The 15,203-nt window shown below is 43.5% G+C and carries 14 protein-coding genes, 1 tRNA gene and 1 riboswitch; of the genes, 7 read left to right on the top strand and 8 right to left on the bottom strand.

Annotated features, from left to right (window positions below):
• Positions 1–14 precede the first annotated feature (14 nt).
• From B9G53_RS11600 to map, 3 genes are read right to left on the bottom strand one after another with little or no spacing between them, the layout of a single operon-like run.
• Entirely contained in the window at positions 15–1,172 is a 1,158-nt protein-coding gene (locus B9G53_RS11600) for a LysM peptidoglycan-binding domain-containing protein (RefSeq protein ID WP_094532334.1), read from the bottom strand.
• 7 nt (positions 1,173–1,179) lie between these two features.
• Positions 1,180–1,854, bottom strand: a complete 675-nt coding sequence (locus B9G53_RS11595; protein ID WP_094532332.1) for an SDR family oxidoreductase — start codon at positions 1,852–1,854, stop codon at positions 1,180–1,182.
• Between the two features lie 57 nt (positions 1,855–1,911).
• Positions 1,912–2,757 carry a type I methionyl aminopeptidase gene (gene map / locus B9G53_RS11590; protein WP_094532330.1) on the bottom strand — a complete coding sequence of 282 codons (846 nt, stop codon included), beginning with the start codon at positions 2,755–2,757 and terminating at the stop codon, positions 1,912–1,914.
• Between the two features lie 154 nt (positions 2,758–2,911).
• Here map and B9G53_RS11585 point away from each other — a divergent pair, with 154 nt between their 5' ends.
• On the top strand, positions 2,912–4,339 hold the full coding sequence (locus B9G53_RS11585) for a type IV pilus twitching motility protein PilT (RefSeq protein WP_094532328.1): 1,428 nt from the start codon (positions 2,912–2,914) through the stop codon (positions 4,337–4,339).
• Positions 4,340–4,365: 26 nt separating this feature from the next.
• On the opposite strand, the gene B9G53_RS11580 is transcribed toward B9G53_RS11585, so the two are convergent.
• From B9G53_RS11580 to ndhL, 3 genes are all read right to left on the bottom strand, one after another.
• Entirely contained in the window at positions 4,366–6,045 is a 1,680-nt protein-coding gene (locus tag B9G53_RS11580; protein WP_094532326.1) for a hypothetical protein, read from the bottom strand.
• Positions 6,042–6,371 carry a DUF3007 family protein gene (locus B9G53_RS11575; RefSeq protein ID WP_094532338.1) on the bottom strand — a complete coding sequence of 110 codons (330 nt, stop codon included), beginning with the start codon at positions 6,369–6,371 and terminating at the stop codon, positions 6,042–6,044. Before B9G53_RS11575 ends, B9G53_RS11580 begins: the two co-directional genes overlap by 4 nt.
• 62 nt (positions 6,372–6,433) lie before the next feature.
• The gene (ndhL, locus tag B9G53_RS11570; RefSeq protein WP_094532324.1) at positions 6,434–6,664 is read right to left on the bottom strand and encodes an NAD(P)H-quinone oxidoreductase subunit L; all 231 of its coding nucleotides are present in this window, start codon (positions 6,662–6,664) and stop codon (positions 6,434–6,436) included.
• Between the two features lie 273 nt (positions 6,665–6,937).
• Here ndhL and rpsJ point away from each other — a divergent pair, with 273 nt between their 5' ends.
• The 5 genes from rpsJ (at position 6,938) to B9G53_RS11545 (ending at position 11,132) form a co-directional block, all read left to right on the top strand.
• Entirely contained in the window at positions 6,938–7,252 is a 315-nt protein-coding gene (gene rpsJ, locus B9G53_RS11565; RefSeq protein ID WP_009625825.1) for a 30S ribosomal protein S10, read from the top strand.
• Positions 7,253–7,544: 292 nt separating this feature from the next.
• The gene (locus B9G53_RS11560; RefSeq protein WP_254923635.1) at positions 7,545–8,495 is read left to right on the top strand and encodes an MBL fold metallo-hydrolase; all 951 of its coding nucleotides are present in this window, start codon (positions 7,545–7,547) and stop codon (positions 8,493–8,495) included.
• 61 nt (positions 8,496–8,556) lie between these two features.
• Positions 8,557–9,450, top strand: coding sequence for a M23 family metallopeptidase (locus B9G53_RS11555; RefSeq protein WP_094532320.1), 894 nt, complete (start codon positions 8,557–8,559; stop codon positions 9,448–9,450).
• Between the two features lie 26 nt (positions 9,451–9,476).
• On the top strand, positions 9,477–10,811 hold the full coding sequence (locus tag B9G53_RS11550) for a TldD/PmbA family protein (protein ID WP_254923634.1): 1,335 nt from the start codon (positions 9,477–9,479) through the stop codon (positions 10,809–10,811).
• A 247-nt stretch (positions 10,812–11,058) separates the two neighbouring features.
• Positions 11,059–11,132: transfer RNA gene (locus B9G53_RS11545), tRNA-Arg, on the top strand.
• Positions 11,133–11,193: 61 nt separating this feature from the next.
• Here the strand turns inward: B9G53_RS11545 and B9G53_RS11540 are convergent.
• Complete coding sequence (locus tag B9G53_RS11540; RefSeq protein WP_094532318.1) at positions 11,194–11,976, bottom strand: rhodanese-related sulfurtransferase; 783 nt, start codon at positions 11,974–11,976, stop codon at positions 11,194–11,196.
• A gap of 176 nt (positions 11,977–12,152) precedes the next feature.
• On the opposite strand from B9G53_RS11540, the gene B9G53_RS11535 reads away from it, so the two are divergent.
• Positions 12,153–13,016, top strand: coding sequence for an alpha/beta fold hydrolase (locus B9G53_RS11535; RefSeq protein WP_094532316.1), 864 nt, complete (start codon positions 12,153–12,155; stop codon positions 13,014–13,016).
• 45 nt (positions 13,017–13,061) lie between these two features.
• Here the strand turns inward: B9G53_RS11535 and B9G53_RS11530 are convergent, their stop codons facing one another.
• On the bottom strand, positions 13,062–14,675 hold the full coding sequence (locus B9G53_RS11530) for a sodium:proton antiporter (RefSeq protein ID WP_094532314.1): 1,614 nt from the start codon (positions 14,673–14,675) through the stop codon (positions 13,062–13,064).
• Between the two features lie 92 nt (positions 14,676–14,767).
• Positions 14,768–14,856, bottom strand: a riboswitch (Fluoride riboswitch).
• Positions 14,857–15,203 lie beyond the last annotated feature (347 nt).

Below are 15,203 nucleotides of genomic sequence, written 5' to 3'. Positions count from 1 at the left end.
GAAAGCCTTTTGTTTTAGATAAATCTTGATTGACGGTTAGAGCGAAATGAAAATCTCTGGGGAGAAAGATTATTAGTCGCGATCGCCTGTCTCGCTAGTTCGGCGCGTTCGCGGGATTTAGTCATGGCGCTTGTGCCACCAAAGGTTTCGCGCAAGGTTAAGTAATTTTGAATAATTAGGGCTTCATTGTCGATAGAACTTTGAGCCACTTGAGCAGGAGTTAAACCTGATCGCGCGATCGCATCGGCAACACAGGGAATCACATGGCTAGGACGATTGACATGGTGATCAAGCAGCAGCGCCACTGCAAATTCTGAGCTTAATAGCTGCGAAAGGGTAAAGCCTTGCAAAGTTTGGGTAGGCGTAAAATAAAAGCGATCAAGTCGTGAAATCCCGTGCAGTACCTGTACCGATTGCACTAGTGCATCCATACCTGCGATCGCAAACCTTAGCGCCCAAAGTGGTTGCCGCATCAGGTTTTTATCGGCAGCATTAACTAGACGATTGCCATTGAGGGACATCCAACCCGTGATGCCATCTAGAGAAGTTACATCCAAGCCAAACTGTCCAAAATAATATTGAAACTCTGATGGATAACGTCTTTTTAAATTATTGAGCAACGCAGGTAATTCGCCCTGCTGTCCTGCGCTTCCTAACGTCCATTGGAATATCCCAAAACTGAGATATTGGCTGTCCCAAGTATTAATCGCGTCAAGGCTACCTTCATTTGCCGACGTTACCAACATCACTTTGATTTCAGATGGACTCATCTGCACCTGTTGCAATAAGCCAGAGCCATAGGCGATAAAGTCGCGCAGTTTAAAAATGCCTAGGCGATATAGTCCGAGATCTTTAGTTTTGGCAAAGGATTCTTGCTGCCCTGTATTTAGCAACTTAGCGATCACATCACTGCCAACGGTGGTAAACGAAATGGCAATTTTATTGGGTGGATACACTCCCTGCAATGTATTCCTGACCATCGCAACTTCAGGATTTTGGGTGATCGGCGGACTCGCGGCAATAGGGATGAGCAGTCTTTGACCAATTTGCAGACTTGCGGGATTAGTAATGTTATTAATGCGGGCAATCTCCCGCCAATCACCATTGACACCTAAAAAGCGTTTCGCGATCGCTGATAGCGTATCTCCAGCTTTAACAATATATTCCTGCATAGCTGTCTCACAAATCGAACGTCTCAAACTCTACTGGTTTAAACAGCATATTACGATCAATTGCTGAAAAAACTTTATTATTTGCCCTATCAGAAGTGACGCAATCACAAACTAACTTGGCAACATCAGCTCGATGGATAATTCCCGCAATCGTAGGATCTTCCGTCAGTACAGCGTTACCTGTGGCAACTTCGGACTTCAATCCACCAGAGCGAATAATTGTGTAGGTTAAGCCACTATCAACTAGGTGCTGTTCAGCTTTTTCTTTTTCCTTGAGAATTGCACCAAATGTTAGCAACACCTGCGGCGCGATCGCGACTACGCTACTACCACTGCCAATCGAAGAAACCAGAATAAATTTCTTGACTCCAGATTTAATAGCGGCCTCAATCAGATTTTTATTGCCTTCACAGTCGGCACGTTCACCGCGATCGCTGGGCAAACCACCCATCGTCGTAATCACTACATCAATTGCACGACCATGTAAAGCCTCTTCGATGTCAGCAGAATTTAAGGCATCACCAAATACAACCTTTGCACCTAGCGCCTCTAGTTCCACTACATAGGTAGGATTGCGGAGGAATACTGTGAGATTTACAGATGGTGGCTCATTTTCTAGTAGCAACTTGGCTATTTCACGCCCAACGCCTCGACTAGAACCAGCTAAAAAAATATTTTGCATAGGTTATTTCATCTATTTCATCAAAAAACTTTGCACAGCAAAGTTTTTTGATCTTGCTTAGACTTTAGAGCGATCGGTAAAAATTTCATAACCAGTTTCTGTCACCAAAACCGTATGTTCAAACTGCGCCGAAAGTTGATTGTCCACAGTTACTGCTGTCCACTTATCCGCCAAAATCCTGACGCGCTTTGAACCAGCATTCAAAATTGGCTCGATCGCCAAGGTCATCCCCGGACGAAAGCGTACATTTGGCAACTGATGCGTCCGAAAGTTAAATACTGAGGGTTCCTCATGTAGATTCCGCCCCACCCCATGTCCTGTAAAATCTTCAACAATCGCAAAACCATTAGCCTTAACATGATCCTCGATCGCCCCAGCTAAATCGAGCATACAATTACCTGGTTTCACTTGCTCAATCCCTTTAAAAAGGGCTTCTTCAGCCACACGCATTAACTTAGCGGCTTTCTCGCTGACATTGCCGACTGCTACGGTAATGCAAGAATCTCCATGAAACCCATTTTTAAATGCGCCAGTATCAACCTTGACCAGATCGCCGAGCTTAATCACTTTTCTAGCATTAGGTATGCCATGCACAACTTCATTATTAATGCTAGTGCAAAGACTCGCAGGAAACCCACAATATCCCTTAAAGCTAGGTACAGCACCCATCTCACGAATCCGCTTCTCCGCATGGGCATCCAGATCCATAGTAGTCATTCCTGGTGCAATGATCTCCGAAATTTCTTTGAGTACCGTTGCCACAATGCGAGATGATTCACGCATATAGTCCAACTCACGTTGAGACTTAATTTCAATACCTTTTGTTTGTTTAGGAGTTGATTGCTTAGCAGGTTTTTTGCTTTCTGCGCTCGGTTTAGATCGCAGGGCACTGAGAATATTCATTAATTATTTGAGGATAGTATTTACAAGGGCTAATATATTTTTAGCCTATTAAGTAACAGGATTGGTTATTTTTAGGTCAAATAGCAGAATTTGAATAGCAAAAAGCTCCTCATCAAATCTGATCCCCACCTACAGCACTTTTCGAGGTTCAACTATGACGCAATCTGGGATGCCTCCCGTACCGCCACCTTCCTCTGGTGGTGGTGTGCCACAGCCACGTACAAACCCCGCCGCACCCGCCCAGCAGCGTGTCGCACCTCCCACCAATCCTCAAGCGCCTCCTAACCCTCAAGCGCAGCAAGCCCGTGCGGGACTAACTCCAGCACAACAGCAACAAGCAATGGCCGCACAACAAGCCCGTGCTGCGGCTGCCGCCCGCCAAGCTCAAATGACAATTCCCACAGACACTCAAGTCACGAGTGTGCCACCACCACCAAACCCACGTCCGCCAATTCGTCCAGGTCCACCTCCAAACTTACCAGGGCTAGGTGTACCAGCGATTTTACAGCGTAGTACAGGGCAACCGACCCTTGCCCAAATCGTCAAAGATGCCCATGAACAAGGCTGTTCTGATGTTCATGCTGGGGTGAATGAACCAGTCCGCTTTCGGAGTCGGGGCTTAATGGTGACACAGGAGCAATATCCAGTTCCAGACAAGCAAACCTTTGACACTTGGTTGACAGAAATTATGGATGATAAGCAAATCCAGCAATTTCGAGACACCCTAGAGTTTGACGGCGCAACTCAGTACGAATTTGCCCGTTGTCGGATCAATGTTTTTGATTCGTTGCGTGGCTCCGCTATGGTATTGCGACTGATTCCCTTAAAGATCTTGTCAATTGACCAGCTTGGTTTGCCAGAGGTATTCCGTGAGCTTTGCTATACGCACAAAGGTCTGATTCTCGTAACTGGCCCTACGGGTTCAGGTAAATCGACCACTTTGGCGGCGATGGTGGACTTTATTAACACGGAAATGCAGAAGCATTTAATTTCCATTGAAGATCCGATTGAATTTGTGCATCAAAGTAAAAAAGCCCTGATCAAACAACGGGAAGTGGGCATCCATACCCTCAAGTTTGATAATGCCCTAAAAGCTGCTTTGCGCGAAGATCCTGACATCATTCTAATTGGAGAAATGCGCGATAAAGAAACCGTGAACACAGCGCTAAAGGCTGCTCAAACAGGACACTTAGTATTTGGAACATTACACACCAATAGTGCGGTGAAAACGATTGAGCGGATTCTCAACCTTTACGAACCTGAACAGCAAGGACCGATGCGGATTCAAGTCTCAGAATCTTTGGTGGGAGTTATTGCTCAATCATTGGTGCGTACTACCGATGGGAAGCGAGCCGCCGTTCATGAAATCATGATCAACACTGACGCGGTGCGTGACTACATCAAGCGAGGTGAAGTGGATGAAATTGAGGCGCTAATTCCTAAATGTACCTATGAAGGAATGGTCAACATGAATCAGTCACTCTATAAGCTCTACGAAGATGGTCGAATTACGGAGGAAACTGCGGTAGAAAACTCACCGAAACCAAATGAAATGGCGCAAATGTTGCGCGGTCGCATGTAATAGTAAATGCCCCTAAAGGGCATTTACTATTTTAAGATAATCACCTCGCCGCGATCGCTTGCAGCTTTAAACTCTTCACCAAAATTACAATGGGCTAATTCACCGAGTTGAATATTGCGCTCAAAGTCTGGTAATGATGCATTGATTTCTAGCGATCGCAGACAGAGTGAGAGACGGGTTATTTCAATGGACTCTTCAACAACATCACAACCAAAAAGATTGTGTTGCAGGATATGCGTTATTACTTCTGTCGGTGTTTGGTGAGCGATCGCTTCTACATTGTCTGAATTGTCTGAAAACTTAGTTAATAGATAATGAATGCGCTCATGTTCAGAAAGCAAAAACTCCAGAGCTGTAGTAAGGAATACACCTGCACCACATTTAGAATGAACAATTTTAATTTTCAATAAACGTTTTTGATACTCTTGGCAATATGCCAAAGTGTCTTGGGTAAATTGGCGATCGCCATTGCGATGCTCCTTTGATCCAGATAGATGCTGCTGCAAGGTGCGAATTACTGATTCACTTTGTAAAATTGCTTTGCAAGGTAATTTAGGAGTCCGACGTTTGCTGAGATTACTTAAATCTTTACGATATTGAGATAGCTCTTTAATTGATTCATCAAACAGACAGGTCAGAATATGGCGCGTGATATCTTCGTTAAAGTCAAATTTGGCAATCTCTTTAATCTGACGACATAATTCATCGCCGACAAACAGAGCCTGATCTAAAATGCGATCGCTCTCAAACAAGCTAAATGGATAAGCGTTAATGGGAATGTGATAATTCGCATTACCATTTTGTACCCAATTAAATATGGCTTTATAGTTTTCCCAAATCGGTTGCACAATGTAAGGGTTTTTAAATTCGTAAGCATCCTTAATTAAATTTTCAGGTAGTAGCTGCCGATCTTCACAGTAAGCCACAAACAAGATCCGATTTAAGAGCTTTTGGGCTTGATAAATGGCGATCGAGATCGCATCTTCGGCTTTGATTTGGAGAGGATTTTCGGCATCTTCAACGGGATGGGCTAAAAGTTGGAGTCGATAGCGGAAATCTTTGATCAGTTGACTACGAATTTTGTAATAGTGACTGTAGAAATTTTTGAGAACTTCAGATTCTAGTTGATGAGATTCTTCTAGTAAATGGGTGGTACGCGATCGCTCTTCACTATTGGCAATTCCTCTAAGCAGAGTTCGCCTCGACAATAAAAAATAAAAGGATTTGAGTTGTTCCAGATCTGCTAACGATTCCCAAGCAAATCTCTGACAGAATAAGCTCGATACATCACGATGATAAAGACATATTTCTCGATAATCCAAGACGATTAGCCATTCAGTTGCCTCATGTTCTGGATCGGGCTTAACGATCGCGCCTTCTTCGGCAGCATTAACTCGGATTTCGGCAATCACATTTGCTGAAGTTTCTGTAAAAAAACCGAGGGCAGGATGGGGATGTAGTTCTAACTCCCAAGCCCCTCCATTGCTCTCAAAGGGAGATTTATATCCCAAAATGTCAACAAAAATATCATGCAAAAATTGGGCTTCAGCGATCAGATTTGATGGTTCACCATCTTTTGCAAAATATAACCATTTCTGCACTATTTGAAAGCGATCGCCCAAATCTCTGGGGAAGCCAAAGGAACTAATCCGCTTAGCAAGTAGCTTAGGATGAAATAGAGAATAGTAAGGCGATCGCTGATTCATTCATCTTTGACGGCATTTTGAGCTAATAGATTTTCGGCAGCTACTTCTGCAAGTAAAGTCTCTCGCTCTTCAGGAGACATTTCTTCTAACTTCTTGGTTAGCACTGCTTTTTTGTACTCATCTAGCTGCTGATTGTAAGTCATCGTCTTGGTGACAGCTCGGAATACATAGGTGGATATCCAAGCAATTAATACACCTACTAAAACCACTTGACTCCAAACACCCGCATTAGTCGCATCCAAGCCAGAGGAGCGAAACGCCCAGAAGGCAACTCCACCAAATCCAAAAAAAGCAAGGGTAATTGCTAGGGCATCAATGCGGCGCATATTTTTAATCTCTGAAATATTTTTCATTAAACTGAGCAAGAAGCGCTCAGTTTAATTTAGGCTCAAATTTGCCTTGCTATGGGTCGAAAGTTAAAGAAGGGAGAGAGTAGTAATAATCCTGGGAAAAAGAAAAAGGCAAGAAAGCAGAGAAATACCCTTTCTACAGATCCTGTTTTGTACCAACGCGCCTTGAAATAAAACAACACGATTAAGGGGATCACCAGTAAATATGTACCTGCGATCGCGGTATAGACAATTGCAGCCAATATGGGGGCAGAAAGAAGCAAAGACATATTTCTAGCTAGATAAAATTGTGTGGATGTATCTATTTAGCAATTGTAACAGGATAGTAATCGACAAATTGAATATGAAACCGATTTTGATGTTTCCAGCGCCTTTGGCGCTAGAAACATCAAAATCGGTTTTTTTGAAAGCTCGACTAGGAAAGGCTTTCAAAAAACCGATTTCGACAATGATAATTGCTGCTCAAATTATTTGATTTTCGGTTGTTGCAGTGGTAATATAAGAAACGCTGAAAATTTTACCCGAATAAATCCCTAAGAACTGTGGCACCTCAACAACAAAAGATTCGGATTCGTCTTAAAGCTTTCGATCATCGCCTGCTAGATTCATCCTGCGAAAAAATCGTCGAAACTGCTAATCGTACAAACGCTGCGGCTGTTGGTCCTATTCCTCTGCCAACCCGTCGTCGTATCTATTGCGTCCTTAGATCTCCCCACGTAGATAAAGATTCACGCGAGCATTTTGAAACCCGTACTCACAGTCGGATTATCGATATTTACCAACCATCGGCAAAAACTATTGATGCACTGATGAAGCTTGATTTAGCCGCAGGTGTGGACATCGAAGTTAAGCTCTAGAGTTCAACTTTAAGGTTCAACATATGCAAGATTTCAGAAAAGCCCAGAATTATGAAGGTGGCAGAGTAGTGACGACAAAGTTACTAAGTTCAATGCTTTCATAACTCTGGGCTTTTTAATTTTGAAGGGAATGGGGCGCGAAGCGCCCCATTCCCTTTTTAGATTTTGGATTTGGTTTACACTAGTTTTGAAGTTGCTAAGCTTCAAAATCTAGCTCTAAGGAATGAAGATGCTAAAAAAGCTAAAAATTAAATACCTTTTGGCATTTTTGTTGGCTGCAATCGCCACAGTAATGTCAATAACACTCGGACATGGGTGGATGCCCGCTGATGCTCAAAGTCAGCCACAAGTTCAGGCTCAAAATCCATCTGCCGAAACAAGTATTAAGACTGTAAGCCTACAAAATGCAGGCTTGCAACTACAAGAGATTGCTCAAGGAATTTATGCCCTAGTTGCTAGCACTGATTTCCCACCTGCGAGTCCTGCGGTAGCGATTTGCAATGGTGGTTTTGTGATTGGTAGTGATGGGGTGTTGGTGATCGATCCATTCCAAACACCTGAACTAGGTGAACTGATGATCTCTACCGTCAAATCATTCACAGATAAGCCCATCAAGTACGTTTTGAATACGCATTATCATTTTGATCACACAGGTGGAAATTCCGTGTTTGTGAAGCGGGAAATTCCTGTGCTTGGGCGCGGCGTAATTCGTGAATATATTCAAAGTGGCAAAAACAATACTGGTGGTGTTACGCCCCCAACGGTAATTGTTAATAGTCAAACGGATCTTTGGTTAGGCGATCGTCAAGTCAGGATTGAGCGCGTAGATGGACATTCGGCGGGAACGGATCTAGTTGCCTACATACCCGATGCCAAGGTTCTATTTACAGGAGATATGGTATTTAATAAGCGTATTCCTTACACTGGCGACAGTGATATTCGTCAATGGCAAGGAAGTTTGTATCGCTTAATTGCTATTTATCCCGAAGCTAAGGTTGTCCCAGGACATGGTGATGTCACTGATGTAACGGGTTTACAGGCTCAACAGGCTTATTTCAGTTGGCTAGAACGTCAAGCACTGGAATGGAAAGGTCAAATTTTGTCTAAGGAGCAAGTGTTAGAAAAATTTGCCAAGATTCCTGATGCGTACAAAGACTACAAATTTAAGGCGATATACCCTCTTAACTTAGATTCAGCCTATGAGCAGTTTACTCGTAGTGCCACGATTCCGTTGATTCCTTAAAAACAAGAAGCGTTGTGCTTAGCACAACGCTTCTTTAAGTTCTTTACCCCCTGTTATTGCTATGGTTGCTTATCCCCCGAAATTCCACCTCAAATTGCCATTACTACTTGGTCTGAGTTTGCTATCGGCGATCGCCTCTGTAATCTTCACTGTATCTCGTGCCGATGCATTGCAATCAATGCTTAGACCCAATGCACCCAAACTTGGCGATACTGTATCGGTTTGGATTGCGACTGATAAACCTGCAAGCACGCCGCCAACAGTATCGGTAAATAGCCAACAATATCCCGCCTTCCCCATGTCTCAAAATCGCTGGCGAGCGTTTATTCCTACGACTCCACTGGATAAGGCTGGGCTAAGACAAGTGATAGTCAAGGCTGATGGTTTACAACAAACCTTGCCAATGCAACTAGGCGATCGCAAATTTCCGACTCAAAGTATTTGGATTAATGATTCGGGTGGTGGATCAGAACCTACAGATTATGAATGGGACAAAGTTTCAGCTTTTAAAAAATTAGTGACACCTCAGAAATTCTGGAATGGTGCATTCCTCAGACCAAATGAAGGTGAAATAACGACAGGTTTTGGGATTCAGCGTTATTACAATGGCGTATTTGCTGACGACTATTATCATCGTGGTGTGGACTATGCAGGAGGTACTGGTTCCCCTGTAATTGCACCAGCATCTGGATATATCCGCTTAGTGGGGACTGTATCGCAGGGTTTTCTGTTACATGGCAACACGATCGGCTTAGATCATGGTCAGGGTGTGGCAAGTATCTTTTTGCATCTCAGTAAAATCTATGTGAAAGAAGGAGATTTTGTGAAGGCTGGGCAAGTGATTGGCGCGGTTGGTTCGACGGGTGCTGTCACTGGGCCACATTTACACTGGGGGCTATATGTCAATGGTGCAGCGATCGATCCTGTTGCATGGCGATATGAAGGTGTCGAATAGCTGTCCTGCTAAGCTTATAAAAGAAAATGCAAAGCATTTTCTTTTATAAGCTAGCGATCGCTATGACAATTAACTCTGAACAATTATTAGAACTTGCGCTCAAATCGGGAACTGAAGCAGCCGAAGTATATGCTTCAAGCTCGATTTCTCGACCAGTATTTTTTGAGGCAAATCGGCTGAAGCAGCTAGAGAGCATTGACTCAGAGGGGGTGGGGTTACGGATTTGGAAAGATGGCAAAGTGGGCTTAGCGATCGCCTATGGAGCCGTAGAGCCTGAAGATTTGGTACAGCAGGCGATCGCCTTGAGTGCTTTAAATGAACCTGAAGAGATCTTATTGCGCGAATCGACTGTTGCTGACTATCCGAAACTATATGGACAGGAAGTTACTGTTGAGCAGATGGTGGATTGGGGAAAACAAGCGATCGCGCAGGTGATCGATCATTATCCTGAGGCTGTGTGTGGCGCAGATTGGGATTGTGGTCGTGAAACGGTACGCATCCTCAATAGTAAAGGTTTGGACTGTGGCTATACCGATATTACGGTAGATGGCTCTCTGAGTGCGGAGTTAACGCGGGGAGATGACTTTCTCAATGTTTGGTATGGTCAATCAGAACGGGGTAATTTACCCCTTGATGCGATCGCCAAAAAAGTTTTGCAATATCTTGATTGGGCGAAGAAAAATGCTCCTGCTCCATCGGCAAAATCGCCTGTGATCTTTACGGGCAAAGCGGCGGATTTGTTATGGGGTGTGGTGGCGATCGCCATGAGTGGGAGACAGGTGCAGCAAAAGGCGACACCTTGGCTAGACAAAACTGGACAGCCTGTAATTTCTGATATTTTCACGGTCACCCAACATCCTAATTTTGGCGTTTATAGTTCTCCTTTTGATGATGAAGGTACACCCACACAGGAAGTTACTTGGATTGATCGTGGTATTTTGCAAGGGTTTTATGGAGATATGCGTACTTGTAAGGAGTTGGGAATTAAGGCGACAGGCAATGGCTTTCGCGGAGATTTAGGCAATTATCCTAGTCCTGGATTGTTTAATTTGGCGATCGCGGCTAGTCAAACGATCCAAGGCGATATTTTGGAACTCGCGGCAACTTTAAAAAATGGCTTAATCATCGATCAGGTCTTGGGTGATGGTATGGATCTGTCAGGGGATTTTTCGATCAATGTGGATTTGGGCTACCGCGTTAAAAATGGCAAAATTATCGGACGGGTCAAAGATACGATGCTATCGGGAAATGTCTATACTGCACTCAATCAGGTGGTAGCAGTGGGCAGCGATCGGCAATGGCACGGTTCGCTATATGTACCTGCAATGATCGTTGAAGGGCTTTCAATCACATCTCGATAAGTCACAACATAAAAGTGGCGACGCGAAGCGTCGCCACTTTTATGTTTACTGAGGAGACAATTTGAGGCGATCGCTTCTAATACCAATTCACTAAAGTGTGGCAACAATTTTGTGAATTAAAAACCAAACCCTGTAAGGGTTTTAAAGACACAAAATGGCGTAGCCATTTTGTGTCTTGGTATAATTCACGAGCAATTGCTATAATGTCTGAGTCACTTTTGAGAATATATCCGTAATTTGATCAAGAGAGACTGTAGCTCAGTTGGATAGAGCGAGCGCCTCCTAAGCGCTAGGCCATCGGTTCGATCCCGATCAGTCTCGTTACTCACAGAGCTTTGCGCTTAAACTCAAATAAAGTGCCGCACTTCGCGCAGCACTTTATTTAAACTCGGTCAATGCTGATGCGATCGTCAAAGACAAAACATTCACCTTCCCAAACACTTTCTTCCTTTGGCACTTCTTCTATATATTTGAGAATGCCACCCTGAAGATGATATACCTCGCTAAAACCTTGAGAGAGCATATAGGCACTAGCCTTTTCACATCGAATTCCGCCTGTGCAGAACATAGCAACTTTTTTATGTTTCTCAGGACTTAGTTGGGCTTGTACATAGTCAGGAAACTCACCAAAAGTTTCTAGATTAGGATTGACCGCCCCTTTAAATGTGCCAAATTCCACTTCATAATTATTGCGTGTATCAATCACAATCACATCAGGATCAGCAATTAATGCATTCCAATCTTTAGGTGCAACATAAGTACCAACTCGATATCTAGGATCAATATCTGGTACACCTAAAGTCACAATTTCTTTTTTGAGCCGTACTTTCATCTTTTGAAATGGAATTCCGTCACAATAGGATTCCTTATGCTCTAAGTTTTGAAGACGGGGATCGTTACGCAAATGGGCTAGTAAAGCATCGATCGCTTCGCGACTACCTGCGATCGTGGAGTTAATCCCTTCCTTGGCTAGTAGGATTGTTCCTTTGAGTTTAAGAGCATCACAAAACTCCTTAAGTGGAGTTCGCATTGTTTCATAATCTGATAATTCTGTAAAATGATAAAACGCAGCCACCACAAAAGGTTCTATCGGCTCTTGCTGATTGGCTTGAATTGCCTGACTAATTTGTGATTGCAGGCGATTTACTTGTTTGATCCTAGTCATTTGCCCAGAAACTTGCTTACAGACGGATTACTTTCTCTATAAACTAATATAGCGCTTTACGTTATCCATAGGAAAACCCTATACCTATCTATGGAACAAGGCGCTTAAACTACTTGTCTTGCTATATTATTGGATCAGCGATCGCATTTTGTTTGTAACTATAGGCTTTTCTCTATATGTCTAGTGTCATCATTCAAGGAGCCAAACACAGCTACAGCCTCACTTCTCCTGCTCAGTCGAAGCACAAAGCTCCCACAATTGCTTTTTTGCATGGTTGGATGCTAAGTAAAGCCTATTGGCAACCCTTGATTGCTCAGTTACAACCTGATTTTCAATGTTTAGCCTATGATCTACGGGGGTTTGGACTTTCTGAAATTGGCGATCGCGATGAATACTCGCTAATTAGCTATGCGAGGGATTTAGAAGAATTGCTTGATCGTTTAGAGATTTCTCAGGTTTGGTTGGTGGGGCATTCTCTCGGTGGTGCAATTGCTCTATGGGCTGCTAATTTATTAAGCGATCGGGTTTTGGGTGTGGTTTGCCTGAATGCGGGTGGGGGCATTTATATCAAAGAAGAGTTTGAGAAATTTCGTACCGCAGGTAAAATTCTTTTAAGATTGCGTCCTCAATGGCTGAAGAATCTTCCCTTAGTTCATGCCCAATTCGCTAAAGATAGTGTTTACAGCACCTTAGATCGTAATTGGGGGAGACAAAGAGCGATCGATTTTGTCTCTGCCAAATATCCATCCGCGAGAGGAACTTTGCTGGGTTCTACTAGTGAAGTAGAAGTTCACAAATTGCCGCAGATCGTATCGAAGTTGAGACAACCAGTTTATTTTGTTGCTGGGGCAAATGACAAAATTATGGAACCAAAGTATGTAAGCCATCTTGCTAGTTTTCATCATTCTTTTAATGGCTATGGTGAGAATGTATTTGAACTCCCTAACTGCGGTCATATGGCAATGCTGGAGCAGACCAATTTATTGCATAGGCTGTTATTAGATTTATTAGCCAAACCCGTTACTTCAAATTGTCTCTAGTGGATAGGCAGCGCTTCGCGCCGCCTATCCACTTGTCTTTTGTGTCTAGATATAAATAGATTGCTCAGAACGTGATTCTACTAGAATCACAGGGATAAGACTCGTTTCTAAAACTGCTTGAGAAACAGAACCCACTAGCACCTGTTCCCAAGGTTGATGTCCTCGTTTGCCGATTACAATATCCGTTACTTTGCGAAATTCAGCCACCCGAAGAATCTCTTCGGGAACTGTACCTGACAGGCTTAAAAACTCATAGCGAATATCTGATAAGAGCTTTTGAGATTTTTCTTGCAAAAGCGCGATCGCCTGTTGATCGCCAAGATTATCCACATACAAAACAATCACCTCACCATCACTACGCCTTGCTAAGTCTGCGGCTTTAGTTAAAACATCTGTTGCTAAGGCAGAGTCATCGACAGCAGCAAGGAAAACTGGACAACCCGAAATCGCTACTTTGGTGGGATCGACTTCGCCTCGTTCTAGAAGTTTGGGAGCAAAGGTAGGAATCGCCCATGCACCCAAAGGCGCAGTGACTAAAATCGAAAGTGCGGCGATCGCTAAAATTGTCTCACCACCAGTAATCCCCTGCGCCAAAGGAATTGCCCCAATAGCCGCCTGTACTGTCGCCTTAGCGGAGTTGGCTGGCAATAGAAACAACTGCTCCTTCCATGTCCAATTACTACCCACAGTAGACAGATACCAACCTAGCGATCGCCCAATCAAAGTTCCAATTCCTAATATCAAAAGCCCTACTAGCAGATTGTTTCCTAAAACATTCAGTTGAATACTTGCTCCTAGTAACACAAACAAAATAATTTCGGCGATCGTCCATAAACTATCAAAGCCTCCTCGTAGTCTGCGAGCTAGAGGTGCATCTAGTTCTATTAAGAAAAATCCCATCGCCATCACCGCCATATAGCCAGAGAAAACAGGAAGATGGTCGGCTAGCACTACCAGCCAGAGAGCGATACTTGCGGAAACTAAAGAATCTTGAGCGGCATTTTGAGTCCAATTCTGCTTGATTAACAGTGATACTAGCATTCGAGCCGAGACCCATCCCATTATTACACCTAATGTAATTTGGATGATGATTTGAAATGGAAGTAATTGCCAAGTTATACCTGTTGCTGTGCTTTGGGATAAAAATGGGAGCAGTAGGCTAAACACCATCAGAAGCAATACATTTGACAAAGCACTACCCGTAAGAATGGCATCAGTAATCCCTTTGGTTACTCCCCATCCTAAGCTTTTCAGTCGTAGCATCGCGGGTACGATGACAGCAGGAGATTCTGCGCCGATAATGCAGCCTAGTAATAGCCCCGTTAAAAAATCAAACTGAAGTAACCACATCGACGCAATGGCGATCGCGATCGCTTCACAAGCCGCAGGTAAAAATCCTAATCTTAAGGCGACAGTTCCCTGTTGTGTGAGTTTTTCGCGATCAAGCCCCAACCCTGCTTTCATCAAAATCACCATCACAGCGATCATGCGGAGGGACTTAGCCGCACCTAGCACTTCGGGACTAATTACATTGCCTACTTGCATTCCTAAAAGGATGCCAACTAGCACCATGCCAACAAGTGCAGGAACTCTCAACCGTCGAGCAATCTGCCCAACAAAGAAACCCATCACCAAAATCCAAATAATACTTTCTAACATCGCGTCACGTTAATTTTGAAATGTAGAACGTGACTTGTAGAGGAAAGATTGATCTAGGCATCCGCGCAGTCCTACCTTTCCGCCACAAGTCGGAATAAGTAGGAGCCATCAGCCTTTTAAACGTTATAAAAGCAATTTATAGCGCAAAGCGGTTTCGGCAAGCTCCATTGCCATCACTACTCTTATAACATTGAGTGAGCCAAAAAATGTAGAGATAATTCATGAATTATCTCTACATTTTTTAAAAGGAACCTAAGAGCGTGTTTGAGAAGTTTTGCTTTAGCCCCCCTAGCCCCCAATTCTGGGGGGAACCAGATTCAAGCCCCCCAGAATTGGGGGATTGAGGGGGCTAAAGCCAATGTTTTAGCTAAAAACTGCATGTATATTAACTTCTCAAACACGCTCTAAATAAACGCCAAGATTCCCGCTTTTTTCTAAATTTGCAAATAGTCTTTATACCAAGCCCTTAGTACAGGACAAAAAGTTGCAAAAGTAGGCAGGAAGGGGTTTTATAAAAGATAACCACAT

The sequence above is a fragment of the Pseudanabaena sp. SR411 genome, assembly GCF_002251945.1.
Taxonomy (GTDB): domain Bacteria; phylum Cyanobacteriota; class Cyanobacteriia; order Pseudanabaenales; family Pseudanabaenaceae; genus Pseudanabaena.
This window is presented reverse-complemented; position numbering and strand designations above follow the sequence as displayed.